Below are 23670 nucleotides of genomic sequence, written 5' to 3'. Positions count from 1 at the left end.
GGCTACCCCCTCGACCGGATGAGTTCCTCGACAGGCCGCCCGAGCAGCAGACGGCCGAGCTTGCGGTGGCCGATCTTGAGGTAATGCCGCTTCCAGACCGCGATCACGTCCTCCTTGGTCCGGGCGGCATCCAGTTCCTCCTTCACCTGCTGCAGGTACGCCCGCTCCTCCTCTGGGCTGGCAAAGGTCGGCTCCCGTTCCGCCATCGTCCCCTCCGCTCTCTAGAGTTGCCCTCTCGCGGAATTCGCGCAACAGGCCGCTCCTTCCTCTCGCGGAGATCGAGGACCTCCGCCGGCTTCCGTCAAAGTAGTAAATTATGAAAGTCGGTCCCTTCCATCTCCCGCGACCCCGCGTCGACCTCCGATCCCTTCCGCCTCCCCTGCGGACCTCGGATCCGGGCTCCCTAGCCCAGCGCACCTTCCGGGTCCGGATTCCCCGGATCGTGGAGGAGGTAGTCACCCGGAACCCGTTCCCCCCGGAGATCCAGGCGGAGCTCGCGCGCCTCCGAGAGGAGATCCTGCACGTGGCCATCCGGCCGCTCGCGGAACCCGCCCCGGACCGGCCGCTGTGGGATGTGCTGTCCGCCCCTCATCTGGGCCGCAGTTGGCAGGACGTGCCGTGGTACTGGGCGGAGGCCTTCTTCTACCGACGACTCCTGGAGGCCACCCGGTACTTCCAGATCGGCCCGTGGTACGGTGTGGATCCGTTCTGGGAGATGAAACGGGCCGAGCTGGCGGCGGGCGTGAGGGAGGTTGCGGCACTCCTGCAATCGCTCCCTGGAGATCCCGCGGGCCGCTTCCGGACCCTTCTGTCCGCGAGCCTGTGGGGCAACCGCTTCGACCTGAGCTTGCCAGAGGCGGTGGAGGAGGCCCGGTCTGCCCCCGATCTGTGCGGGCGGTTGCTCGCGGACGACACGGACTCCGTGTGGGCGCTTTTGGCCCGTTCCCGAGATCTTCGCATCGCGGTGGTCCTGGACAACGCGGGATCCGAGCTCCTCGCGGACCTCGCCCTGGTGGACTTCCTGCTCGAGCTGGGGATCGCGCAGGAGGTGGTCCTGCACGTGAAGTGGCACCCCTTTTTCGTCTCGGACGCCACTCCCCACGACGTGCTCGCCACCCTGACGGCCCTGGCCGGGGGTCGAGGGAGGGTGAGGACCTTGGGGGAGCGGCTGCGGGGGTTTCTCCGGAGCGGGCGGGTGCGGCTCGCGGCCCACTGGTTCTTCGTCACGAGCCTGGTGTACTACGAGATGCCCCCCGAGCTGGAAGCTGACCTTGCCGCCTGCCAGCTGGTGATCCTGAAGGGAGACGCCAACTACCGGCGCCTCGTGGGGGACGTGTGGTGGTCCCCGACCACCCCTCTCGGGTTTGCCGCCGCGTACTTCCCGGCCCCCTTCGTGGCCCTCCGGACCCTCAAGTCCGAGGTGGTGGTGGGGCTGGAAGCAGCGGTGGTAGAGCGGGCCCGTCAACTGGATCCGAAATGGCAGGTGGGAGGACGATGGGGCCTGATCCAGGCTCGACTTGCGCCTCCCCTGGCGCCCCGGGCGGATTCGTGAGAGGATGGAGGAAATCCTTCCTCAGGAGTCGAGATGGGTAGACCCCGGTACAGTGCGCTGAAGCGGCAGCGGGAGCTGCGCAAACAGATGAAGCGGGAGCAGAAAGCCGCCCGCAGACAGGCCCGCCGGGAGGCTAAGCGCACCCGAAACCAAACTCCCGGTCTCCCACCGGCTGGGTAAAAAAGCTGGTAGCGGGGGCAGGATTTGAACCTGCGACCTCCGGGTTATGAGCCCGGCGAGCTACCAGACTGCTCCACCCCGCGTCGCCGTCCTTAGTATACCACGCCCTCCAACTCCAGCAACGTGGAAGTCCGGCTCCCCCAGACCCTATCCGAGCTCCTCCAAAATGTTCAGAGGATTCCGCGGAAGGAGTTCCCATCTCTGACGGGATACAATAATCATGCCGGCGGGCACGCGGCACCGAGGTGACAGGGAGGCGCCCCCCAAGGGCGATGGCTCAGTCCCGGGAGCGGCCCGCCGGCCTCTCATTCATACCGGAGCGCCTGGATGGGATCGAGACGTGCGGCCCGCCAGGCCGGATATACCCCAAACCCCAGCCCCACCAGGATGGAGAAGCTCGTGGCCAGCACCACGGTGGGGATCAGGGTGGCCGCGGTGGGCGGGCTACTGAACAGGCGGTTCGTGACACCCCAGGAGATGCCGATCCCCAGGGCCATGCCCGCGAGACCTCCCAGAAGGCTGATGGCCATGGCCTCCACCAGGAACTGCAGGAGGATGTCCGCGAAGCGGGCACCCACCGCTTTCCGGATGCCGATCTCCCGGGTGCGCTCGGTGACGGAGACCAGCATGATGTTCATGATTCCGATGCCGCCCACCACCAGGGAGATGGCCGCGATGGCCCCCAGCGCCAGGGTCAGGATCCGCAGGATGGCGTCCAGGGAACTGAGGAGCTGACTCTGGGTGAGGACTGTGAAGTCCTTCACCCGGTGTCGCCGGAGGAGGATGCGCTCCACCTCGTGGCGGGCCCGGGCGACGGAGGTGGTGTCATGGGCCCGCACGAACAGCCACGAGGCGTGCTCCACCCGGAAGAGCTGCTGGGCGGTGGAGAAGGGGATGTAGGCACGGTCGTCTAGGTTCACACCCAACAGCTGTCCTTCCGGCCGTAGGACGCCGATCACCTCGAAGGCCCGGCCCAGGAGGATGAAGCGGCGGCCCACCGCCGCCTGCGGCGTCCGGTACAGTTCCCGCGCGAGGGCGTCTCCCAGGACCACCGTCCGGCGGCGCCGGGCGAAGTCAGAGGGGGAGAGGAACCGTCCGTACGCCAGCTGGAGGTTGCGGATGCGCAGGAGGTTGGGGGTGGTGCCGATAACGGTGGTGGTCGTGGTGCGGCTCCCCCCGGAGACGTCCGCGGTGGTCTGGAGGATGGGGGCCGCTTCCCGGGCCGCGGTTCCCTCCTCCTGAATGGCCAGAGCATCCTCGTAGGTGAGAGTGAGGCGTCCCTCCTCCGTGGGAGCCTGCTGCCCTTCCTTGGCCTTTCCCGGAAGCACCCACAGAAGGTCCGGTCCCAGGTTCGCGAGTTCCCCCACCACGCTCGAGCGGGCCTGTTGTCCGATGGTCACCAGGGCAATGACCGCGGTGACCCCGATGGCCACCCCCAAGGTGGTGAGGAGGGAGCGGAGCCGGTGGGTGCGGAGGGCCTCCAGGGCGAGACCGACGGCTTCCCACAGATCCACGTCCGCTCACCTCGCCTCCGGGAGGACCCGGCCGGGGTGAGGCACGGGCTCGTCCCGCACGATCTGTCCGTCCTGCAGCACGACCACGCGGCGGGCGTGCCGGGCCACATCTGGCTCGTGGGTGACCAGTACGATGGTGACCCCGGATGCGTTCAGGAGCCGGAACAGGGCGAGGACCTCCTCGCCGGATCGGGTGTCGAGATTGCCGGTAGGTTCATCCGCCAGCACCAGGCTCGGGCGGTTCACCACAGCCCGGGCGATGGCCACCCGCTGCTGCTCTCCGCCCGAGAGCTCCTGGGGAGTGTGGTGGACCCGATCCAGCAGACCTACCCGCTCCAGAGCTTCCAGGGCGCGGCGGCGACGTTCGGACCTGGGGATGCCCGCATACACCATGGGAAGCTCCACGTTCCGCAGGGCGGACAGGCGGGGCAGGAGGTTGAAGGTCTGGAACACGAACCCCACCCGCCGGTTCCGGATGTACGCCAGGGCATCGTCCGTGAGCCCACGTACATCCACTCCCTCGAGGAACACCTCACCGGAGGTAGGACGATCCAGGCACCCCATGAGGTGCATGAGCGTGGACTTTCCTGATCCAGAGCGACCCATGATGGCCACGAACTCTCCCGAAAGGACATCCAGGCTGACGCCACGGAGGGCATGAACCGTCACCTTCCCCGTGCGGTACACCTTGTGCACGTCCCGGAGGGAGACCACGGGCGTCATAGAACCGTGCGAACCCGGACTCGGAGTCCCTCCCGCAGCACCTGGGGATCGGCCAGGGCCACGAGCTCCCCCTCCCGGAGTCCCTGCCGGACCACCGCCTGGGCCTCGTTGCGTTGCCCCAGGACCACGGGCCTCCTGCGCAATACCCCGTCCTCCACCAAGTAGACGTGTGCGCTCCCATCCCCCGCTTCCACCACGGCCTCTGCGGGGACCAGCAGGGCCTGGGGGACACGGTCCAGCACGAACTCCACATCCACCGCGGTGCCTACCCGCATCCGCACCGGATCCGTCACTTCCACGCGCACGCGCACGATCCGGTCCTGCAGTCGTGTCTCCACGGAGGGCGCGATCCAGGCCACCCGCCCCCGGTAGAGCCGTCCGGGGTACGCATCCGCACGGATCCGCACGGGTTGTCCGAGGCGGATCCGACCGATGTCCGCCTCGTCCACCTCCGCGGTGATCCAGCCCCCCCGCGCCGCGAGGCGGAGCACGGGTACCCCCGGACTCACCGCGGCTCCCGGGTTCAGCAGCACCCTGATGACGGTGCCGGCGAAGGGCGCCCGCAGACGGGATCTCTCCAGCCGTACGCGGGCCGCCCGGGCCGCGGCGAGGGCCTGCTCCGCCCGGGAGCGGGCGGCCTGCAGCCCGGAGTGCGCCTGGGCCGCGTTCGCCCGGCTTGCCCGCTCGCCCGCCTCCGCCTGGGTCAAGGTCGCCCGGGCTGTGGCCCGGGCGATCTCCGCCTGCTTCAACGCCTCCAGGGTGGCTCGCCACGCGGCCTGGGCCTGCCGCACCTGTTGCTCTGCGGCCGCCACTGCCTCCCGGCGGGTCCCCGCCCGCACGAGATCCCGCTGCGCCTCAGCCTGCCGGAGCTGGGCGATGGCTGCCTTGTACTGGGCCCAGGCTGCCTCCAGTTGGATCTTCGCCACCGCGCCCTCCCGATACAGCTGCTCCTGAACCTCGACCTGTCGCCGGGCCTGCTCCACGCTGACCCGGGCCACCTCCACCGCGGCCTCCGCCTGCCGCAGCTCCTCGGGCCGCGCTCCCGCGCGGAGCTGGGCGAGGTGGACCTGGGCCGCCCGGTACGTCGCAAGGGCCTGCTGTGCCTGAGCACGGGCAGCCCCCACCGCTGCGTCCGCCCGCTTCACCTCCTCCCGGGCGATGCGCACCGCCACGGTTGCCCTGTGGACCTCCTCCACCGCCGCCCGCCAGATCCCTTCGGCCCGCTCCGCCTCGTGTAGGGCGGAGCGGGCCGCGAAGGCGGCCTCCACCGCAGAGGCCTGCAGCTCCGCCTCCTCCAGCACCGCCAGGAGTGCTCCCTGTTGGACAGATGAGCCCTCGTGGACGAGGACGTGGTGGAGTCGGCCCGGGACTTCAAACGAGAGGTCAACCGTAGGAGCCTCGAACACCCCCTCCGCGGGGAGCGTCACCTCTAAGGTGCCGCGCCGCACCCGCGCCGCATCCACCTCCTGGGCAGTTGGGCGAAACCCCACCCCCGTGGACCACAAGATCCCTGCCGTGGCCGCGGCCACCAACAGAACGAGGAATCCGATCCGGTACCTCATAGGACCTTGCTTACCGCAGCCGGAGGAGGGCCCCCCACAACAGGTCGCTCTCGCTCACCAGGAGCTCCGGGATCTCCAGTTCCCGGAGCAGGGTAGCCAAGAGGACCGCGCCCGCGCAGATGACGTCCGCCCGCTGCGGCTGGAGTCCCGGAAGCCGTCGGCGCAGGGCGAGGGGCATGGCGCACAGGCCCCGCGCCATGGAGCTCACCTTCTGCTGCGTCAGCCGGGTTCCGTGCACCCGCGCGGGGTCGTAGGGCTCGAGGGCCTGGTCCACGGCCACAAGGGTAGTAGCCGTTCCGCCCACGCCCACGGCCACGTCCGGGCGCAAGAAGGTCCTGCGGTACGGGCTCAGGAGGCTGGCGGCGGTGCGGCTTAAGGCCTCCAGCTCCACCTCTGCCGCGGGATCGCTGCGGATGAACCGCTCCGTCATGCGGACGGCCCCAAGCGGCAGGCTCACCCGACTCTCGATCCGCTCCCGGGTTCCCACGGTGAGCTCCGTGCTCCCCCCACCCACGTCCAGGACGAGGATGCGTCCCCGCAGGTCGGGGAGCCCGACCAGGGCACCGAAGAACGAGAGCTCCGCCTCCTGCTCCCCCGTGAGGATCCGGACCCGCAGGGGTTTGAGGTCCCGCTCCAGGGTGGCGCGATTGTGGGCCTCCCGGAGGGCGCTGGTGCCGAACACCACCAGGGATTCAGCGCCCAGGGCCCGTGCCATCTCCGCGAACTCCCGTACTGCCCGGACGGTACGGCCAATAGCCTGAGGGGCCAGCACGGGGCTATGAGCGAGGCCTTCTCCGAGCCGGGTGATCTCCATGCGCTGTGTGAGCGGGGTGATGCGGCCGTTCTCCACCTCCGCCACCAGCAGGCGGACGGAGTTGGTCCCGATGTCGATCGCGGCCCGCCGCACGGCGGGATTGTAACACCGCCCCCAGAACGGCGTGCACCTACCCTTCGCGTGCAGTGAGCCGGGCGATGAAGCGGATCACGCGGCGGCGGACGATCTCCGGAGCGGGTTCCTGGCAGCATCGGCGGACGAAGGCGCGCAGCTTCCCCTCAAACCGGTAGTGCTCCCAGCACTCCACGCAGTTCTCCAGGTGCGCCCGCAGCTCGCGACAGATTCCATCATCGAGTTCTCCGTCCAGAAACGTCCAGAGCCGCTGCGCGAACTCCCGGCAGTCCAAGGCGCTCGCCCCCACTACCCCTTCGCCGTGCCTGCCTCCGAGATGCGATGGTGCGTCCGCACGTAGTCCCAGAGCCTCTTCTGCAGCAACCTCCGGCCCCGGAAGAGGCGGGACATAACGGTTCCCACGGGGATTCCCAGGATGTCTGCGATTTCCTTATACGAGAACCCCTGCAGGTCCGCGAGGATCACCACGCTGCGGAAGTGCTCGGGAAGGCTCTCCAGGGCCTCCCGTACCTCGTGCTCCATGATGCGCTCCAACAGCCTCTCCGGATCCCCAATGCCCCGCAGCTGCTCGGATTCCTGCACCTTGGTGTACAGGTAGAACTCCCCCACATCCTCCACATCGCTCAGTTCTGGTTCCCGGGTGGCCTTGCGGTACCGGTCGATGTGGGCGTTCATCAGGATGCGGAACAGCCACGCCCGGGCGTTGGTGCCCTCCTCGAAGGTGTGATAGGACCGCCACGCCTTCAGCAGGGTCTCCTGCAGCAAATCCTCCGCGTCCTGGCGGTTCCGTGTGAGCCGGAGGGCTGCCGCGTAGAGGGCGTCCAGGTGCTGGGACACCATTTCCTCGAACCGCTTACGCCGGAGGGCCGCATCTCCGGGTTCCGGTGTGCCTGCACCCTGCGAAGCCGTCCAGCACCCCTGCTCTGGTTTCGTCAACGGCTTCCCCATGCTCCGTATTCCATGCCCCTTCAGTATCATTATACCCCACGCATCCTCCGGGGACATGGACCAGCTCCGGCTCCGCCCGGAGGTCAGGCGCGGGTGGAGTGCCGGTTTCTATCTCGGCTTGGTCCGACCGGGAAGGCTGGACGTGGTAGGAGGTCGGCGAGAGTGGTGGTACGGAGGACGTGCTCCGTGGCCTCCTTGATCCGCTGCCAGAGGGGCCGCAGACCGCAGCCGAGCGCAAAGGCGCAGTTGGCCTCCGAGGTGTCCACGCACTCCCAGGGTGAAGGAGTCCCCTCCAGGGCTAGGAAGACGTCCGCCAGGTAGATCTCCTCGGGTGGCCGGCTCAGCAGGTGCCCCCCGCCCGGTCCCCGCTTGCTCACCACGAGCCCCGCCCGGCGCAGGGCGCTGAGGATCTGGTTGAGGTAGGGTTCCGGGAGCCCCTGGCGGCGGGCGATGTCGTGGGTCTGCACCGGACCCAGGGCCTCGAACATCGCGAGGTCGATCAGGGCCCGGATGCCGTACTCCGCCCGTGTGGAAACCCTCATTCTACCCTCACATCCTCCTCCGTAACCCGGCCATCCTGGATCCGGAACGCCCGCACCACCGGAGGATCCTCCTGGAGGGAGACGATGACGTACACCGCCTCCGGATAGTATGCCCGGGCCACGTCCGTCTTGGAGGGGTAGGCGGGAGATGCGGGATGCGAGTGGTAGATTCCCACCAGCTCCAGGCCCGCGGCCTCCATCTCCCGGAAGGCCCGTAGCATCTCCGTGGGGTCCATCTGGTAGGAAAAGGGGCTCCGGTGCACGTTCGTCCCCCGCCAAATCCGCTCCACCCGTCCATCCCGGCCCAGAAGCAGTCCCACGCACTCGTTCGGTGCCTCCGACCGGGCGTGGGCCACCATCTCCTCCAGGTGCTCGGCTCGGATCCTCAGCATCACTTTACTCCCCTCTCACAGATCCCGCCAGAGCGGGGTGGTGAGGTACCGGTCTCCCCCGTCCGGGGCCAGGACCACCATCACCGCCTCCTCCAGCTCCCGGGCCACCCGCAGCGCCGCGGCCATGGCCGCCCCCGTGGAGGGCCCCACGAACAGGGCCTCCTCCCGGGCCAGCCGTCGGGCCATCTCGTACGCGGCCTCCGTGCTCACCCCGATCTTCCGATGGTGGACCGTGGGGTCGTAGATGCCGGGCCGGATGGAACTCTCGATGTGCTTGAGCCCCTCGATGGCGTGGAGAGGGCTATCGGGCTCCACGGCAATGATCTCCACGTCCAGGGAGAACTCCCGCAGCCGCCGGCCCACCCCGGTAACGGTCCCCGTGGTCCCCAGGGTGCCCACGAAGTGGGTGATGCGCCCCTCTGTCTGCGCGATGATCTCCGGGCCCGTAGTGTCGTAGTGGGCCCGCCAGTTGGCGGGGTTGTTGTACTGGTCTGGCTTGTAGTACCGGTCGGGATCCCGGGCGTAGATCTCCCGGGCCAGCAGGATGGCGCCGTCCGAGCCTTCGAGCGGGTCCGAAAAGACGATCTCCGCACCGTACGCCCGGATGCGGCGCTTGCGCTCCTCGCTGGCATTGGCGGGCATCACCAGCTTGACCCGGTAGCCTTTCACGGCCCCGATCATGGCATAGGCGATGCCCGCGTTGCCACTGGTGGAGTCCAGGATGATCTTCTCGGGGGTGAGCAGCCCCGCCCGCTCCGCCTCCTCGATCATGCGGAGCACGGGCCGGTCCTTTACGGATCCCCCGGGATTGAACCATTCCGCCTTGATGTAGATCTCCACACCCGGGGGAAGATCCCGGGGGATCCGGCGCAGGCGCAGCAGCGGCGTATTGCCAATACGGCTCAGCAGATCCTCACCGATCTGGGGCTTCGCGGAGGCAAACCGGTACGCCATGGCCTCACTCGTCAAACAGGAATGTGGGTTCCGCGTAGTACCGCACCTCGTGGTTGCGCAGCTTTTCCCGCATCCAGGCCTGCAGCCACGCCTGGAGGACCTGCGAGGACTCCTCCCGCAGCATCCGCTCGAGAGGCATGTTCACCCGCAGGGCCCGTCCCGGGATCACGTGTCGCGTGATTCCCGTGGGCAGCTTCAGGCCGTTATACGCCATCTCCAGGATCTCCCGCTTGGTAAACGTGGGGAAGACCACCAGCATGCCCGCTTCCCCGTACTCGCCGGCCAGTTGCTCCGGGTCCTCGCCCAGGACCCGGTGGATCCGGCCAGCACCCCTGTAGGCGGCCACCAGCTCCCGCAGCCGCGCCACGTCCTCCAGGAGGTTCGCCCCGCGCGGCACCACCAGGGTGCCCTCGGATCGCCGCACATACGCGAGGATCCGCCCCTCCTGGAGGGCCTGCACCGCCTCCCGGTGTCCCATCTCCTCCACCGGGAGGAGCTCCCCGATGCGGCGCCCGAGATCCGGGGGAGCATCCGTCACCAGGTGCCGCCAGGTTTGGAGTTCCACCCCAGGATCCTCGTAGTTCACCCGCTGCAGGAGGACGGTGTGGGCTCCGAGGGCCCGCAGTGCCTCCGTCCGGTTGGCACCATCCAGGACCACCGCCCGGGGGCCAAGCCGGGCGGCCACGGGCGGATTCTTAAGGACCCCCTCCTGCCGCAGACGTTGGCGCAGGCGGGCAACACGTTCCGGGTCGCACTCCTCGTGGAGCAGGACGTCCTCCGCGGATACGAAGGCGAGGTCCGGCAGGGCTTGGTGGAGTGCGGGAAGCAGCCCCGCGGCACTCCCCTCGTCCTTCACCGCCAGCCTCCCGCCATGGCGGGGATGATGGACACCTCGTCCTCCGGGCCCACCGGGGTCTTACGGCCCTCAAGCGCCCGGATCTCGGTGCCGTTCACGAACACGTTGATGAAGGCCTTCACCTCTCCCTGCTCGTCGCAGATCTGGGCCCGCAGCCCGGGGAACTGGGCGTCCAGGGCGTCGAGAACCTCCTCCACGGTGCCGGGCGGCACCTGCACCCGGGCCTGCCCGTTCGTGAGCCGGCGCAGGGGCGTGGGAAGGTAGACGGTCGGCATCTCTTCACCTCCGGTTCCAACGCTCCGGAAGCAGTCTACCACGGACCCCCGATTTCCGTGCGGGGCGGCAGGAGTCAGCTCCCCTCCCTCCTTGGAGGAGGCATCCATCCTGATGCTCCGCACCGCGCACCCCCCAGGCCGTCCGAGCTCTACCCTGGGTGAACTCGGATCTGTGACGCAGTTCACATCGTGCGAGTGAAAACAAGGATGGCACGAGGAGATCTGAGCTCTACCCTGGGTGAACGGGGATCCTCCGGATCCCTGCAAACGGAAACGAGGGGTGAAGGGGATGCATCGATGGAACCGTGTTCTCGCGGGAGCCGCCGTAGCGGCCCTGGTGCTCGTGGCCCGGCCGCGGGCGGGATGACGCAGGACGGCGGCGTGTGGTCCAACTTCTTCCACCCGCGAGTGGTGGACATCACGGTGGGCGACGTGGTGGAGTGACGGTTTGCGGGCTTCCACAACGTGGCCTTCGCGGGCGGGGGGAAGCTTCCCCCTGATCGTGACGGAGGGCAAGGCCGCGTACATGAACCCGCAGGTGGCCTTTCCCGCGGGCCCCGCGGAGTACGAGGGGCAGAGCTACCGGAACTCCGGTGTCCCCCCGGGAGGACCGAATCGTGCACGGTCCGGCCACGTCGGGCGTGGTGCGGGTCCACCCCCAGAGCACAAGACTCCCCCGGGATCCGGCGGGAGTACTCCGCCAAGCCCGGGAGGAGCAACGGGCCACCCTCGAGGCCGGGAAACGGGCGCTCGCGCGGCTGCGCCCTGAGGCGGGCGAGAACGGCCAGGTCTGCGTATCCCCGGTCGGCGACGGGCAGCGCGGCTACTCCCTGATGTGGCCGCGCCCACCCCGCAGAAGGAGTATACGGGAGGCGGTCAGGTAAGCCTGGAGCCGGTCCCCGGGGACCGGCTCCAGGCTTACCCTGAAGACCTCTTCGAAGCTCCGGGCATACACGTCCCGCACCTCATCCAGAGGCACGGCCCGTCCCAGGACCTTCTCCATGGAGGTGGGGACGTAGCCGATGCCGCAAGGGTTGATGACCCGGAAGCGATCGAGGTCCGTGTTCACGTTCAAGGCAAACCCGTGCATCGTCACCCGCCGCTTCACCGCCACCCCCACGGCCGCGATCTTCTCCTCTCCTACCCACACGCCGGGAAACCCTGGACGCCGTGCCGCCTGGATCCCGAAGCCCTGGAGGGCGCGGATCACAGACTCCTCCAACATGCGCACGTAGCCCACCACGTTCTCCCCGTAGGTCCGCAGGTCCACAATCGGATAGCCCACCAGCTGGCCGGGCCCGTGGTAGGTAACGCTCCCGCCTCGCTCCACCTCAAACACGCGGAACCCCATGCGCTCGAGCGTCTTCCGAGGAGTCAGTAGGTGCTCTGGCCTGGTGGCCCGACCGCAGGTGATGACGGGCAGGTGCTCGAGGAGCAGGAGCACGTCCGGGATCTCTCCCTGCTGACGGAGGCGTACGAGTTCCCGTTGGAGCGCCCAGGTGAAGGCATAATCCGCGATCCCGGGGAGATCTATCCGCCAGACCACGCGGAACATTCCGGAATCAGGTCCTCCACCGGAATCCGGAGGCCCGGTAGGGCGTCTTCGGTGTGCACCACGGCCTCATTCTACCGGGAAGACCACGGCCCGGTGGGAGACGGGCTCGAGTCGTACCCGGGTGCCGGACGCAAGCACTCGGGGCTCCCCCAGACTCGCGCGCACGAGGGTACCGGAGGGCAACCGCACGTCGTAGAGGCTGTCGGACCCGCGGAAGTGCCGATCCACCACCACGCCGGGACCCTCCGGGTCCGGTACCAGGCGCAGGTCCGTGGGCCGGAGCATCAGCTCCACCCGGGTGCCTTCCGGAAGACCATTGCCGGGGAACTGGCCCAGCTCCGTGAGGACGGCGTGGGCCTCCACCCGGCCCGGAAGGAACGTGGCCTCCCCGATGAAGTCCGCAACGAATCGACACGCGGGCGCGTGGTAGATCTCCTCCGGAATTCCCACCTGCCACAGGCGACCCCGACTCAGCACTCCGATGCGGTCCGCGAGGGCGAAGGCTTCCTGCTGGTCGTGGGTGACGAAGAGGGCGGTGATCTGTGACTCCTTCACGATGCGCCGCAACTCCGCCCGCATGCGCTTGCGGAGCTCCGCATCCAGGTTGCTCAGGGGTTCGTCCAGGAGCAACAGCCTTGGCCGGGGCGCCAGCGCCCGGGCCAGGGCCACCCGCTGCTGTTCGCCGCCTGAGAGCTCGTGCGGATACCGGTCCGCACATTCCGACAGACCCACGAGTTCCAGGACCTCCGCCACCCGCTCGGTGGCCTGCCGTCGCCTCCAACCCCGCAGCCCGAACGCCACATTTTCCGCCACCCGGAGGTGCGGGAAGAGGGCGTAGTCCTGGAAGACCAGTCCGATCCCCCGCCCCTCGGGCGGCACCCACCGGGACCCCGACACCACCTGCCCGAACAGTTCGATCTCTCCCGCATCCGGCCGCTCGAGCCCCGCGATGAGCCGCAGGGTAGTGGTCTTCCCGCACCCGCTGGGCCCCAGCAGGACGAAGAGCTCTCCCTCATAGACCTCCAGGGTGAGGTTCCGGACAGCCTCCACCAAACCGTAGCGCTTCGTCACATCCTGCAGCCGGACCCCAACGGCCACCACAGCCTCCCTCAGCCCCCTCTAGGAGGGCAAATTTAGGGTAGTCTAATACTCCTCGGCCGTCAATCCTATTCGCACCCTACGGGAGCTCCTTATCTCCACCGATCGGTTCGGATCAGGATCCCTACCGCCGCGACCCCCAACCCGACTATGGCGAGACCATGGGGCGCGGCTCGCTCGAACATCGCGTCGCTCGCATATCCCCACACCCGCACCGCTAGGGTGGTGTACCCGGGAGGGGAGAGGAGGGTGGTAAGGGCCAGGTCCTTAGCGACCGAGAGGAACACCAAGGCGAAGCCTGCCAGGAGCCCGGCGCGGAGGAGGGGGAAAGTGACCCGGAGGAACGCGGAGACCGGGCCGTAGCCCAGGGACCGGGCGGCCTCTTCCAGTTGAGGAGGGGCTTGGTACAGTCCGGTCCGGATAGGACCGATGGCTTCGCTGAGGAAGTGAAGGCTCGCGGCCCCGACGAGGAGGAGCAAGGTCTGGTACACCCCGGGCGCAGTTCGGAGGGTGAAGAAGATCAACGCGAGGGCAAAGGCGAGGGGAGGCGTGGCGTACCCGAAGTATGTGACCCGCTCCGCGGCGGCGCTTACGGGAGAAGGGTACCGGACGCTCCAGTAGGCGATGGGAAGCGCCAGGACCACCGCCACCAGGGCCGCGGGGGCTGCGAGCTGCAATGTGCCCGCGAGCGCTCTCAACACCCCCGCTTCTCCCTCGGGATTCCGCAGCATCCAGTGGGCGAGCACCACAACCGGCACTCCGGTGCTGGCCAGGCCCAGGACCAGCACGTACCCGTACGCGGCCCACCACCAGGGACCGAGGGATGCCCTAGGGAGCGTTCGTTGGGTTCCGGCGCCCGTGCGCGCCACCCGCAGCCCCCGCACCACCCGGGCCTCTGCCCACAGCATGCTCGCCACGAGTCCGATGAGCAGGAGGGCAAGCCAGGCCGCGACCGTGCGGTCGAAGGCCGCGCTGTACTGCAGGTAAATCGCGTAACTGAAGGTCTCGTACCGCAGCAGCCCTACGGTGGCGAAGTCCGCCAGCACGTGGATCGTCACCAACAGCCCTCCCGCGGAGAGCGCGGGCTTCAGCTGAGGCCCCACTGACCGGGCAAACGCCGCCCACGGCCCGTATCCCAGGCTCCGGGCGGATTCCTCGAGGTTGGGATCCACCCCGCGGAGGGCGGTGCGCAGGTTCAGGAACGCGTAGGGGTACAGGAAGAGGGAGAGGATGCACACCGCCCCCCAGTACCCGCTCGGCCTCGGCACCCGGATGCCCAGCAGCGTCTCCAGGGTTCCCCCAGGGCCCGTGGCCGCCAGGAACGCGTACGCCCCCACGTACTCGGGGATGGCCAGCGGAAGGGTTCCCACTAGCGCGGTGAGAAGCGGAGGGAGACCCGAACGGACGTCGAGGAGCGCGAGAGGGAGGGCTAGGAGGAGGGTGCCGATCACGGCCCCCGCGGCCAGGAGGAGGGTGTTGCGCAGGAGGAGGGCGCTACGTGGGGAGAGCACCACCTCCCGTAGGGCAGAAGGATCCGCCTCCAGGGCCCGGAGGAGCAGGTAGACGAGGGGAATCAAAATCCCCGCCCCGACCAAGATGGCCGGGGCTGGCAACAGCCAGGGAAGAGGCTTGCGGGCGGAGACCTCCCGCGCCGCGACCTGCATCCGCGCCTACAGCACTCCCGCTTCCCGCAGCAACCGCAGGGTCCCTTCCAGGTCCCGCAGGGCCTCGAAGTCCAGGCGGGGACTGCGGCGGATGGCCTGGTCAAAGGGCAGAAGTGCGGGTGAGAGGATGACGCCGCGCACCACGGGGTACTCCAGGTGCTCGCTGGCCCAGAACTGCTGGATCTTCTGCCCGAGGAGGTACTCGAGAAACCGCACGGCGGCCGCGGGGTTCCGGCTGGTCCGCAGGACCCCAGCCCCGGTTACGAGCGCGAGACTCCCCACATCCCCAGACGCGAAGTGATGCGTGGCCACCGGATACCCCAGGCGCACGAAGCGCGCCACGTAGTAGTGGTTGGTGAGGGCCAGGTCGATCTCCCCAGCCCGGATGGCCTCGATCATGGGCGGGTTAGAGGTGTACGCTCTCGGCTCCAGGGCCTTCACGGCCTCCAGCCACGCCCGGGTCCGCGCTTCCCCATGCACCACCCGCATGGCGGTGATGAAGTCCTGGAAACTGGAGTAGGGAGGGGTCCAGCCGATCCGGTCCCGCCACCGGGGATTGTGCGGGAGCTGCATCACGCTTGCGGGAAGATCCTCCGGCTTCACCCGGGCCGGGCTGTAGGCTAAGACCCGGAGCCGCACCGTGAGGGGGACCCAACGACGGTGCCGGGGAACGAACGCCACGGGTCTACGGCTCAAGGCCTCGGGCAGGGGAGCCAGCAGCCCCGCCTGGACCGCGGCTCCTAGAGCCCCAGACGTATTCGCCCAGTAGATATCCGCGGGGCTCCGGGCACCCTCCTCTTGAAGGGCTGCCAGCAGCTCCGCGTCCCGGCCAAACCGGACCTGCACCCGGATACCGGTGTCCCCCTCGAACTCCCGGACTGCAGGTTCCACGAACGCCTGCCCCCTCCCCGTGTACACCGTGAGGGTCGGGGGCTGCCCCCAACCCCCTGCCCCGAGGAGGAGGACGGCAAACGCCACGAGAACTGCCCGCCGCACGGTACACCTCCGCAGAGAAAGTTGAGCAATTCACTCAGGAACATTTTTAGGCTAGCCTTACTTATATAGATTGTCAATCCTTTTGGGAGCCTATTGGGGATCAGAACTCAGAGCGGGCGCACCCGGACCCTGGAGGCGGCTAGGGGACCGATGGCCCTCCGGACCCCATTTACCTCGAAGAAGATGGGGCCGCTGTAGGGGGCGATCTCATTCACGAGGATCTGCTTCCCGGGCACCAGTTCCAGGGAGGCCAGGTATCCCACCAGCTGCGCGTCCTCCTCCGGAATCGCCGCCACCTCGGCCCGGTCCCCGGGGCGCAGGTCCCCGAGGGTGGTGGTCGGCATCTCCTCTAGGGTGCCGTCGGGCTGGGGGATGGGCTGGCCGTGAGGGCAGTGGGTGGGGTGGCGAAGCACCTGTTCCAGTCGGGCTTCCACCTCGGGGCTGATGACGTGCTCCATCTTGCAGGCCTCCTCGTAGACCCGGGGGAGTTCCAGGCCCAGGATGTCCGTAAGCAGCCGCTCCGCGAGCCGCAGACGCCGCACCACCCGGACCGCTACCTCCCGCCCCTCCGGGGTGAGCACGACCCCGTCCTCCGTACCCCGCACGTACCCCTGTTGCTCCAGCCGCTTGAGCATCTCGCTGGCGGAGGGCACCGAGACCCCCATGAACTCCGCCACCTTGGAGACCGTTGCGGGCGGAGCGGTCTGCTGGATGGAGAACACCGCCTTCAGGTACATCTCCATCCGCTCGGTCTTCGCGATGTCGTGCGTGGTCACGGCTCCCCCTCACCGCAACAATAGCACGGGCTGCGGTGGGACGAGGGCGTTGCTACGGCTGGAGCGGGGCGAGCTCCGCGATGGCCCGCTGGACCTCCTCCTCCGGATACTCGAAGTCCGGGAGCTTGCCCGCCAGGTACTGCTCGTACGCCGCGAGGTCGAAGTGTCCGTGGCCGCTGAGGTTGAAGAGGATCACCTTGGACTCCCCCGCCTCCCGGCACCGGATGGCCTCCTCGATGACGTGCCGGACGGCGTGCGCGGGTTCCGGTCCCGGAACGATCCCCTCGGTCCGCGCGAACAGCACCGCGGCCTCGAACACCGGATTCTGCGGGTAGGCGTACGCCTCGATGAAGCCCCGGTCGTACAGCAGGCAAACGAGCGGCGCGTCTCCATGGTACCGAAGCCCGCCCGCGTGGATAGGCGCGGGGATGAAGGTGTGCCCCAGGGTGTACATCTTCAACAGCGGCGTGGTGCGGGCCGTGTCCCCAAAGTCATAGAGGTACCTCCCCTTGGTCAGGGTGGGGCAGGCGGTGGGCTCCACCGCCACGATGCGCACCTCCCGGCCCCGCAGCTTGTCCGCCATAAAAGGGAACGACAGCCCCGCGAAGTTGCTCCCGCCCCCGATGCATCCCACCACCACGTCCGGGTACTCATCCAGGAACTCCAGCTGCCGCTTCGCCTCCAGCCCGATTACCGTCTGGTGCATGAGCACGTGGTTCAGCACGCTTCCCAGGGAGTACTTTGCATCGTCGTGCGTAGCCGCGTCCTCCACCGCCTCGCTGATGGCGATGCCGAGGCTGCCGGGGGAATTCGGGTCCCGCTCCAGGATCGCCCGGCCCGCTTGGGTTCGGCGGCTGGGGCTGGGGAGCACCTCCGCACCCCAGGTCTCCATGAGCACCCGACGGTACGGCTTCTGCTCGTAGCTCACCCGCACCATGTACACCGTGCACTCGAGATCGAACATCCGGCACGCCCACGCCAGGGCCGAGCCCCACTGCCCCGCGCCCGTCTCCGTAGTGAGGCGACGTACACCGCTTTGCTTCGCGTAGTAAGCCTGGGCGATGGCGGTGTTGGGCTTGTGGCTCCCCGGCGGGCTCACGCCCTCGTACTTGTAGTAGATGCGGGCCGGCGTCCTCAGCGCCTGCTCCAGCCGGCGGGCCCGATAGAGCGGGGTGGGTCGGTACAGGGCGTAGATCTCCCGCACGGGCTGCGGGATCTCCACCCACCGCTCCGTGCTCACCTCCTGGAGGATGATATCCTGGGGGAAGATAGGCTCCAGGTCCGCGGGGCCCACGGGCTGCTTGGTGGCGGGGTGCAGCACGGGTGGAGGAGGCTCGGGGAGATCCGGGATGATGTTGTACCACGCCTGCGGGATCTCACTCGGCGGAAGTACCACCCGCGTCGCGTCCTTCATGGCCCACCTCCGGAGTTTGAGGGGGGATTCGACAGCAGGGGACTGGATTCCTCGTAGGGCGGAAGCAATCCCCGCGTCCGGGCCACGAGGACCGGCAGGGGAAGCGGCGTGACGGATTCCCGGGAGATCTCCAGTTGATCCAGAATTCCATACATCCGCCCGATGGCCTCGTCCACCGTGCCTTCCACCTCCAGCTCACCCATCCACCCCAGGCCCTCCACATGCTCCAGGGCTAGCGTCGTGGCGCCTGCCAGGGCCCACCTGGTGCCCTGGGTTTTCACCACCGGGAACCACGGCACGAACCCCAGTCCCTCCAGTAGCTGCTCACACGCCTCCCGGCCCCCCGCATACAGGCGCACCTTGCCCCCTGGAAACACCGAGCGTTTGAGCCCGAAGATACCCCTGTACACCACCTCCACGCGGCTGAACAGCACCTCCCACGCCACTTCAGGCCTGTGGTGCGCCCGCAACCGCAGGGTGTGGGTCGACAGATCCCACGGGCCGATCCGGGGGCGGTAGATCTGATCGGTGAAGGCGTAGCGGCCGGCCACCACCGCGCCCAGCCGCCCGGCCCGCCGGGCGAACGGACGGGGATCCGGAACCGGGAACCGGACCTCCAGCTCGAACCGGTCCACGGGTCTCGACCTACTGCACAGGGCCCGTAGCGAGCCGCCGGAGCAGCTCCAGTTGGGCACGCACGAGCTGCGCATCCACCCCGCGGTCTAGGTCCTCCAAGGTGAGGTCCACGGCTACGTCTGGCTGCAGCCCATTCTTCTCCAGGACGACCCCGCGGGGGGTGTACAGCCGCGCGATGGCCACCGTGACTCCCGCGCCCCCTGGGAGGGGTACCGTGATGCTGATGAGCACCGCTCCGGAGGTGCGGGTGCCCACGAGAAGCCCTCGTCCGTGCTCTTGGATGGCCGCGCTCAGCAGCTCCGCGGCGGAGGCCGTATCCTCGTCCACCAGTACCACGAGCGGCAGGTCCGCGGGAAGAACCCGAGGCCCGCGGGTAAACTGGGTAGTGCGACCCTCCGCCCGGGACTCCGTGGTGTAGAGGGGAAGCCCCGGCCCCAACAGGTAGTCCGCCACCCGGTTGAGCTCCGCCACAAACCCCCCTGGATTACCGCGGAGATCCAGCGCCAGGCCCCGGATCCCTTCCCGCAGGAGTTCCTGGAGCGCCTGCCGCAGCTGGAAGCTGCTTCCCTGTGTGAACTGGCTGAACCGGAGGTAGCCCACCTGCCCTGGAAGCACCCGGGTCTCCACCGTGGGCACCACAATGGGGGCCCGCACCACGGGGAGGGTGAGGTGCGTGGGATGCCCGGGACGCTGCACGGTGAGGGTTACCATCGTGCCTCCGGGGCCTCGGATGCGCCCCGAGACGTCCTCGGTTGTCATCCCCTCCGTGGACTGCCCGTCAATGGCCAGAATGCGGTCGAACTCCCGGAGCCCTGCGCGCTCCGCGGGACTCCCCGGGAAGACCCGCCGGATGTAGAACCGCCCGGATTTCGAGAGAAGGAGGATCCCGATGCCCGTGTACCCCGCCTCGTTCAGCTGCTGGCGTCTGCGCTCCTCCATTTCGTGCGGAGCGAGGAAGCCCGTATGGGAGTCGCCGAGGCTGGAGGCCATGGCCCGGGCCGCGGCGTACTGCAGCTCCTCCTCCGAAATCCGGCCGCTGGCCCGGGCCGCGGCCTCGTCGAACCGCTGCTGGAACTCCTGCCGGGCCAGAAGGAAGTCCGTGGCCCTGAGGTCCGGAATCTCCGCGGAGATTCCGGCCTTCCGCAGGGCCTCCCGTACTCCCTCCAGGGCCGCGCGCAGCAACTGTACGGGATCGGGTTCGCCCACATGGCGCTGCACCAGCGCGTTGAGCGTGGCGAAAACCAGTGAGGCATCCGCGGCCCGGGCCGGCGTGTGGGCCGAAGCCCATGCCAGGACCACCATCACCGCAAGCCCCAGCCCCATCCATCTGACCCGCATCCCCCAGCCTCGCATCTCAGCCTTCCTCCCTCCCGTGTCCCTGCTTCCCCGAAAGCACTCCATCGTCACGATCTCGTGGATGATCCTCCGCCGGGCGAAGGACCACGGGATCTCCCGGTTGCGCTCCCAACTGTTCCAGGGCGCTTCCCTCCCGCACCGCGAGTTCTACGAACCCGTCGCTCCCCACGAGCACCACCAGCTCCCCCCGCTCCGCCTCCCCGTACGTCCGCACCTGCCTCGCCGGAGACCTCCGGCCGGCCACCACCACCTCTACCCTTTCCGGAAGGTCCACCAACCAGGTGCCGGGCAGGTTTGTGGCGAGGTTGCCGAACGGGTCTGAGACAAGCACCTCCCCCCGGAGAACCCCTTCCCCCCGGTCTGGGGGGCCCAGGGGAAGTTCGACGGGGTCTTCCACCCTGGGGCCCACCGCCTCAAACGGAAACCCCAGGGCCAGCCATCGGGCCGCGGGTGCGAACAGATCCCGGCCGTGGAAGGTGGGGGAAACGTGCAGCCGACGGAGGTCTGGGTGCAGAAGCTGCCGGATCTCCGGTGATCCCACGGCCCGGGCCGCGGGCAACAGCAGGCCGTTATCCGGTCCCACAAACACCATTCCCCCAGACCGGATGGCGAGGGCCCGGCGTCCGGTCCCCACCCCCGGATCCACCACCGCCACGTGCACGGTGCCCTCCGGGAAGGTTGTACAGGCGGCCCGGAGGAGGTAGGCTCCCTGGCGCACGTCGTGGCGGCGGATGCGGTGCGTGATATCCACCACCCGGATGGGTGGGCCAAAGGTGGGAGCACACAGTACCGCCCGCACCTCCGCGGGATAGGGACTGTCGTCCCCGAAGTCCGTGAGGAGAGTTACAAGCGGCATCCCGCCATTCCTCAGCCTCTTTCCATGGTATCCATCCCGGAGGCCGGGTGGTCCACCTGGGGCCCTCTGGGGATTTACAGGGCGACAGGTGGAGAGCATACCTTGACAGGACGACGTCGGCCAAGTTTACTTGAGCTGCTTTCGATCATGCAGCGTGGGGGGGGGGAGCGGCATGGATCGGTACACGAGAGGGTTCCTGGGGGTCCTCCTTGTCCTGGCCCTGAGCCTAGCCGGTTTTGCGGGCCCCGTGGCGCAGAAACCCCGGGGAGGAGTGATCCGGGTGGCGGAGCTCGCCCCCGGAGGCCCCATCGGCACGCCCTGGAACATGCCTGTCTTCGGGGTCCTCGCCTCTATTCCGATCTACGAGACGCTGGTGTGGGTAGATGCCTGGAACCGGGTGCATCCCAGGCTGGCGGAGCGATGGGAGCTTAGCCCGGATCGGAAGAGTCTGGTCCTGCGGCTGCGGAGGGGAGTGCGGTTCCACGACGGGACGCTCATGGACGCGGCGGCGGTCAAGTTCAGCCTGGAGGAGGGCCTCCGGGCCCGCCGCTTACCTACCTACATCGAATCCGTAGACGCCCTGGATTCCCACACTGTGCGCCTAAACCTTTCCCGGTGGGACAACGGGATCTACCTGGCCCTCTCGGGAAGTGGGGCCTTCATCGTCTCCCCCACCAACATCCGGCGACTGGGTCCGGAGCGGGCCCAGTGGCAGCCGGTGGGCACGGGCCCTTTCCGGCTCGTCCGCTACGACCCCAGCGCGCATGCGGACTACGTCCGGTTTGCCCAGTACTGGGATCAGCCTAAGCCGTATCTGGACCGCATTGAGCTTCGGTTCTTCCCCACCGAGCAGCCCCTGGTCCTACAGGCGGCACTGCTGGCGGGGCAGTTGGACATCGCCCGGATCCGGGATCGTCAGATCCTCGACCAGCTGCGGCAGACCGGCAGGTTTGAGATCGTCGCCGGACTTCCCTCCCGCTCCGTGCTCATGCTGATCCCCGACAGCGCCAACTCCGATTCCCCCTTTGCGGATCCGCGTGCCCGGGAGGCCGTGGGGTACGCCTTGAACCGGGAGGCCTTGGCACGGGCCCTGGAAGGGGGCGCACCGGAACCCTGGAACCAGATCGCGGTTCCGGGTAGCCCCGCGGTCCTCCAGGACTACCGGGGACCCACGTACAACCCGCAACGGGCAAAGGAGCTGCTGGCCCAAGCCGGCTACCCCAACGGCTTCAGCACCCGGCTCATCCCTGCGTGGTACCTGGACCGGGACGTGGGGGTGGCTCTGCAGCAGGCTCTAGCCCAGGTGGGGATCCGGGCAGAGCTGGAGCTGCCACAGATCGGCCGCTACGTGGAGTATCAGAGGAAGGGGTGGCGGGGGCTTCTGGTGCACCGCTTCGGCTACTTCCCGAACTTCAACAACTACGTGGCGTTCTACCTGGGGGATACCGCGGCGGAGGTATGGGCCAGCGTGAAGCGCCCCGAAGCACTCCAGAAGCTTCTGGAGGAGTCCGCGGGGACTCTCACCCCACAGCGTCATAAGCTCCAGCAACTCCACCGGTTGCTCCTCCAGGACCACACGGTGATCCCTGTCTACACCCACCCTGGAACCCAGGTGGTAATCCGGAGAGGGATCCACGATACCGGACACCTCCAGGGGGCCACCTGGCCGTTCTGGAAGCCCGCGGAGGCATGGATGGAGCGGCGGTAGCTGGGAATCCGGGTCTAGGATCCGCGGGCCATCCCCTCTCGAACGCCTGGGGCAACTGGCATCCCCTCTCACCGTCCCGCGGTTACAAGCCCCGCTGCGGGATCCCGCGTCCAGCTCCGTTCCTCCCACCTCTCCTTAGCATTCCCGGACAAGCCCACCGAACTCCAGCGCCCTGCCTTGATGCCCCCCTACCACGAGCCCTTTCAATCCCTCATAGGTAGGCTCTGAACCGACTGTACAGCCACCGGGCGAGCGCGTTCAAATACGTTTCAATCCCTCATAGGTAGGCTCTGAACTGATTGCGATCGCAGCCCACGTGTGCACCAGCTGACGTTTCAATCCCTCATAGGTAGGCTCTGAACTCCGTGGCAGGACGGTTCATTCCCACCCCTGCTGCGTTTCAATCCCTCATAGGTAGGCTCTGAACGTCCGGGGTACACGTACTCCACCACCGCCACCTGGTGTTTCAATCCCTCATAGGTAGGCTCTGAACGACTCCTCGAAGGGGCTCGCCGACCTCGTCCGAGCTCGTTTCAATCCCTCATAGGTAGGCTCTGAACCTGTCAGATTTTGACCTACTTCCGGGACCCTAGCCGGGTTTCAATCCCTCATAGGTAGGCTCTGAACGCAGGGGTCTGTGGGAGCTGGTCCACGCCCCCTCTGGTGTTTCAATCCCTCATAGGTAGGCTCTGAACTTCTTCTTCTTCTCTGGGTGGACTTGGGTGGACTCCTTGTTTCAATCCCTCATAGGTAGGCTCTGAACTGGGTGCCAGGTGTATGGCATGGGTGCCGTATGGGTAGGGTTTCAATCCCTCATAGGTAGGCTCTGAACCGGTGGGAATATGTTCAACGGGCACACATTCAAGCAAGTTTCAATCCCTCATAGGTAGGCTCTGAACGCCCATGCCGGCTGCGGTCTTTCTTTGTCTGTACCACGTTTCAATCCCTCATAGGTAGGCTCTGAACCTGGGTGGACTCCTTCGGAGCTAGAGTCCCGGAAGTTGTTTCAATCCCTCATAGGTAGGCTCTGAACTTCTGGGGGGCACCCGGTTGCCCCCCTAGTTTTGTTTGTTTCAATCCCTCATAGGTAGGCTCTGAACGCTGACCGGGGGTGCAATGTGAACTGGCTGCTCTTGTGTTTCAATCCCTCATAGGTAGGCTCTGAACCGTAGAGCTCGTTTCCTCTAAAAGTGCCCAGCTTCAGTT

The 23670-nt window shown here is 67.8% G+C and carries 24 protein-coding genes, 1 tRNA gene and 1 CRISPR repeat array; of the genes, 3 read left to right on the top strand and 22 right to left on the bottom strand.

What is annotated here, in order from left to right:
* Positions 1 to 2: 2 nt before the first annotated feature.
* Complete coding sequence (locus tag N0A24_09800) at positions 3 to 206, bottom strand: hypothetical protein (GenBank protein MCS7173645.1); 204 nt, start codon at positions 204 to 206, stop codon at positions 3 to 5.
* A gap of 110 nt (positions 207 to 316) precedes the next feature.
* Between N0A24_09800 and N0A24_09795 the strand changes: the two genes are divergently transcribed.
* Entirely contained in the window at positions 317 to 1552 is a 1236-nt protein-coding gene (locus tag N0A24_09795; protein ID MCS7173644.1) for a damage-control phosphatase ARMT1 family protein, read from the top strand.
* Between the two features lie 186 nt (positions 1553 to 1738).
* Here the strand turns inward: N0A24_09795 and N0A24_09790 are convergent.
* The 12 genes from N0A24_09790 to N0A24_09735 all read right to left on the bottom strand — a co-directional run bounded on the left by N0A24_09790 (position 1739) and on the right by N0A24_09735 (position 10405).
* Positions 1739 to 1815 (bottom strand) — tRNA-Met (locus tag N0A24_09790).
* 222 nt (positions 1816 to 2037) lie between these two features.
* Positions 2038 to 3246, bottom strand: a complete 1209-nt coding sequence (locus tag N0A24_09785) for an ABC transporter permease (protein ID MCS7173643.1) — start codon at positions 3244 to 3246, stop codon at positions 2038 to 2040.
* A gap of 6 nt (positions 3247 to 3252) precedes the next feature.
* Entirely contained in the window at positions 3253 to 3960 is a 708-nt protein-coding gene (locus tag N0A24_09780) for an ABC transporter ATP-binding protein (GenBank protein MCS7173642.1), read from the bottom strand.
* A 5-nt stretch (positions 3961 to 3965) separates the two neighbouring features.
* Positions 3966 to 5531 carry an efflux RND transporter periplasmic adaptor subunit gene (locus N0A24_09775; GenBank protein ID MCS7173641.1) on the bottom strand — a complete coding sequence of 522 codons (1566 nt, stop codon included), beginning with the start codon at positions 5529 to 5531 and terminating at the stop codon, positions 3966 to 3968.
* A gap of 10 nt (positions 5532 to 5541) precedes the next feature.
* On the bottom strand, positions 5542 to 6438 hold the full coding sequence (locus N0A24_09770) for a Ppx/GppA family phosphatase (GenBank protein MCS7173640.1): 897 nt from the start codon (positions 6436 to 6438) through the stop codon (positions 5542 to 5544).
* A 37-nt stretch (positions 6439 to 6475) separates the two neighbouring features.
* Complete coding sequence (gene rsrA, locus N0A24_09765; protein MCS7173639.1) at positions 6476 to 6727, bottom strand: mycothiol system anti-sigma-R factor; 252 nt, start codon at positions 6725 to 6727, stop codon at positions 6476 to 6478.
* Positions 6727 to 7278 carry a sigma-70 family RNA polymerase sigma factor gene (locus N0A24_09760; protein ID MCS7173638.1) on the bottom strand — a complete coding sequence of 184 codons (552 nt, stop codon included), beginning with the start codon at positions 7276 to 7278 and terminating at the stop codon, positions 6727 to 6729. The genes rsrA and N0A24_09760 overlap by 1 nt, the downstream gene beginning before the upstream one ends.
* Before the next feature lie 191 nt (positions 7279 to 7469).
* Positions 7470 to 7928, bottom strand: coding sequence for an Rrf2 family transcriptional regulator (locus N0A24_09755; GenBank protein ID MCS7173637.1), 459 nt, complete (start codon positions 7926 to 7928; stop codon positions 7470 to 7472).
* A complete protein-coding gene (locus N0A24_09750) occupies positions 7925 to 8320 on the bottom strand; it encodes a M67 family metallopeptidase (GenBank protein ID MCS7173636.1) in 396 nt (131 codons plus the stop codon). The genes N0A24_09755 and N0A24_09750 overlap by 4 nt, the downstream gene beginning before the upstream one ends.
* A gap of 15 nt (positions 8321 to 8335) precedes the next feature.
* Positions 8336 to 9274, bottom strand: coding sequence for a cysteine synthase (locus N0A24_09745; protein ID MCS7173635.1), 939 nt, complete (start codon positions 9272 to 9274; stop codon positions 8336 to 8338).
* Between the two features lie 4 nt (positions 9275 to 9278).
* Positions 9279 to 10130 (bottom strand): hypothetical protein, encoded by an 852-nt coding sequence (locus tag N0A24_09740; protein MCS7173634.1) that lies wholly within the window; start codon positions 10128 to 10130, stop codon positions 9279 to 9281.
* On the bottom strand, positions 10127 to 10405 hold the full coding sequence (locus N0A24_09735; protein MCS7173633.1) for a MoaD/ThiS family protein: 279 nt from the start codon (positions 10403 to 10405) through the stop codon (positions 10127 to 10129). The genes N0A24_09740 and N0A24_09735 overlap by 4 nt, the downstream gene beginning before the upstream one ends.
* Before the next feature lie 297 nt (positions 10406 to 10702).
* Here N0A24_09735 and N0A24_09730 point away from each other — a divergent pair, with 297 nt between their 5' ends.
* Positions 10703 to 10849 (top strand): hypothetical protein, encoded by a 147-nt coding sequence (locus tag N0A24_09730; protein MCS7173632.1) that lies wholly within the window; start codon positions 10703 to 10705, stop codon positions 10847 to 10849.
* A gap of 379 nt (positions 10850 to 11228) precedes the next feature.
* Here the strand turns inward: N0A24_09730 and lipB are convergent, their stop codons facing one another.
* From lipB to N0A24_09685, 9 genes are all read right to left on the bottom strand, one after another.
* The gene (gene lipB, locus N0A24_09725) at positions 11229 to 11960 is read right to left on the bottom strand and encodes a lipoyl(octanoyl) transferase LipB (GenBank protein ID MCS7173631.1); all 732 of its coding nucleotides are present in this window, start codon (positions 11958 to 11960) and stop codon (positions 11229 to 11231) included.
* Between the two features lie 66 nt (positions 11961 to 12026).
* Positions 12027 to 13058, bottom strand: coding sequence for an ABC transporter ATP-binding protein (locus N0A24_09720; GenBank protein ID MCS7173630.1), 1032 nt, complete (start codon positions 13056 to 13058; stop codon positions 12027 to 12029).
* A 92-nt stretch (positions 13059 to 13150) separates the two neighbouring features.
* A complete protein-coding gene (locus N0A24_09715) occupies positions 13151 to 14722 on the bottom strand; it encodes an iron ABC transporter permease (GenBank protein ID MCS7173629.1) in 1572 nt (523 codons plus the stop codon).
* 6 nt (positions 14723 to 14728) lie between these two features.
* A complete protein-coding gene (locus N0A24_09710; protein MCS7173628.1) occupies positions 14729 to 15700 on the bottom strand; it encodes an iron ABC transporter substrate-binding protein in 972 nt (323 codons plus the stop codon).
* Positions 15701 to 15825: 125 nt separating this feature from the next.
* The gene (locus N0A24_09705) at positions 15826 to 16494 is read right to left on the bottom strand and encodes a metal-dependent transcriptional regulator (GenBank protein MCS7173627.1); all 669 of its coding nucleotides are present in this window, start codon (positions 16492 to 16494) and stop codon (positions 15826 to 15828) included.
* A gap of 52 nt (positions 16495 to 16546) precedes the next feature.
* Complete coding sequence (locus N0A24_09700; GenBank protein ID MCS7173626.1) at positions 16547 to 17908, bottom strand: TrpB-like pyridoxal phosphate-dependent enzyme; 1362 nt, start codon at positions 17906 to 17908, stop codon at positions 16547 to 16549.
* Complete coding sequence (locus tag N0A24_09695; protein MCS7173625.1) at positions 17905 to 18543, bottom strand: CYTH domain-containing protein; 639 nt, start codon at positions 18541 to 18543, stop codon at positions 17905 to 17907. Before N0A24_09695 ends, N0A24_09700 begins: the two co-directional genes overlap by 4 nt.
* Positions 18544 to 18553: 10 nt before the next feature.
* Positions 18554 to 19882, bottom strand: coding sequence for a S41 family peptidase (locus N0A24_09690; GenBank protein MCS7173624.1), 1329 nt, complete (start codon positions 19880 to 19882; stop codon positions 18554 to 18556).
* Positions 19883 to 19898: 16 nt separating this feature from the next.
* Positions 19899 to 20756, bottom strand: a complete 858-nt coding sequence (locus tag N0A24_09685) for an SAM-dependent chlorinase/fluorinase (GenBank protein ID MCS7173623.1) — start codon at positions 20754 to 20756, stop codon at positions 19899 to 19901.
* A gap of 172 nt (positions 20757 to 20928) precedes the next feature.
* Between N0A24_09685 and N0A24_09680 the strand changes: the two genes are divergently transcribed.
* Positions 20929 to 22464: an ABC transporter substrate-binding protein gene (locus N0A24_09680; protein MCS7173622.1), complete on the top strand. Its 1536-nt coding sequence runs from the start codon at positions 20929 to 20931 to the stop codon at positions 22462 to 22464.
* 200 nt (positions 22465 to 22664) lie between these two features.
* A CRISPR array of direct repeats spans positions 22665 to 23631; the repeat unit is 30 nt; unit sequence GTTTCAATCCCTCATAGGTAGGCTCTGAAC.
* Between the last annotated feature and the right edge of the window lie 39 nt (positions 23632 to 23670).

This window comes from Armatimonadota bacterium, from assembly GCA_025059775.1.
In the GTDB taxonomy this organism is placed as follows: Bacteria; Sysuimicrobiota; Sysuimicrobiia; order Sysuimicrobiales; family Sysuimicrobiaceae; genus Sysuimicrobium.
This window is presented reverse-complemented; position numbering and strand designations above follow the sequence as displayed.

Coding starts and splice junctions, on each gene's coding strand:
- N0A24_09800 (MCS7173645.1), bottom strand. CDS start 206: ATGGCGGAACGGGAGCCGACCTTTGCCAGCCCAGAGGAGGAGCGGGCG.
- N0A24_09795 (MCS7173644.1), top strand. CDS start 317: ATGAAAGTCGGTCCCTTCCATCTCCCGCGACCCCGCGTCGACCTCCGA.
- N0A24_09775 (MCS7173641.1), bottom strand. CDS start 5,531: ATGAGGTACCGGATCGGATTCCTCGTTCTGTTGGTGGCCGCGGCCACG.
- N0A24_09760 (MCS7173638.1), bottom strand. CDS start 7,278: ATGGTGTCCCAGCACCTGGACGCCCTCTACGCGGCAGCCCTCCGGCTC.
- N0A24_09755 (MCS7173637.1), bottom strand. CDS start 7,928: ATGAGGGTTTCCACACGGGCGGAGTACGGCATCCGGGCCCTGATCGAC.
- N0A24_09750 (MCS7173636.1), bottom strand. CDS start 8,320: ATGCTGAGGATCCGAGCCGAGCACCTGGAGGAGATGGTGGCCCACGCC.
- N0A24_09745 (MCS7173635.1), bottom strand. CDS start 9,274: ATGGCGTACCGGTTTGCCTCCGCGAAGCCCCAGATCGGTGAGGATCTG.
- N0A24_09735 (MCS7173633.1), bottom strand. CDS start 10,405: ATGCCGACCGTCTACCTTCCCACGCCCCTGCGCCGGCTCACGAACGGG.
- N0A24_09730 (MCS7173632.1), top strand. CDS start 10,703: ATGGAACCGTGTTCTCGCGGGAGCCGCCGTAGCGGCCCTGGTGCTCGT.
- lipB (MCS7173631.1), bottom strand. CDS start 11,960: ATGTTCCGCGTGGTCTGGCGGATAGATCTCCCCGGGATCGCGGATTAT.
- N0A24_09715 (MCS7173629.1), bottom strand. CDS start 14,722: ATGCAGGTCGCGGCGCGGGAGGTCTCCGCCCGCAAGCCTCTTCCCTGG.
- N0A24_09700 (MCS7173626.1), bottom strand. CDS start 17,908: ATGAAGGACGCGACGCGGGTGGTACTTCCGCCGAGTGAGATCCCGCAG.
- N0A24_09690 (MCS7173624.1), bottom strand. CDS start 19,882: ATGCGGGTCAGATGGATGGGGCTGGGGCTTGCGGTGATGGTGGTCCTG.
- N0A24_09685 (MCS7173623.1), bottom strand. CDS start 20,756: ATGCCGCTTGTAACTCTCCTCACGGACTTCGGGGACGACAGTCCCTAT.
- N0A24_09680 (MCS7173622.1), top strand. CDS start 20,929: ATGGATCGGTACACGAGAGGGTTCCTGGGGGTCCTCCTTGTCCTGGCC.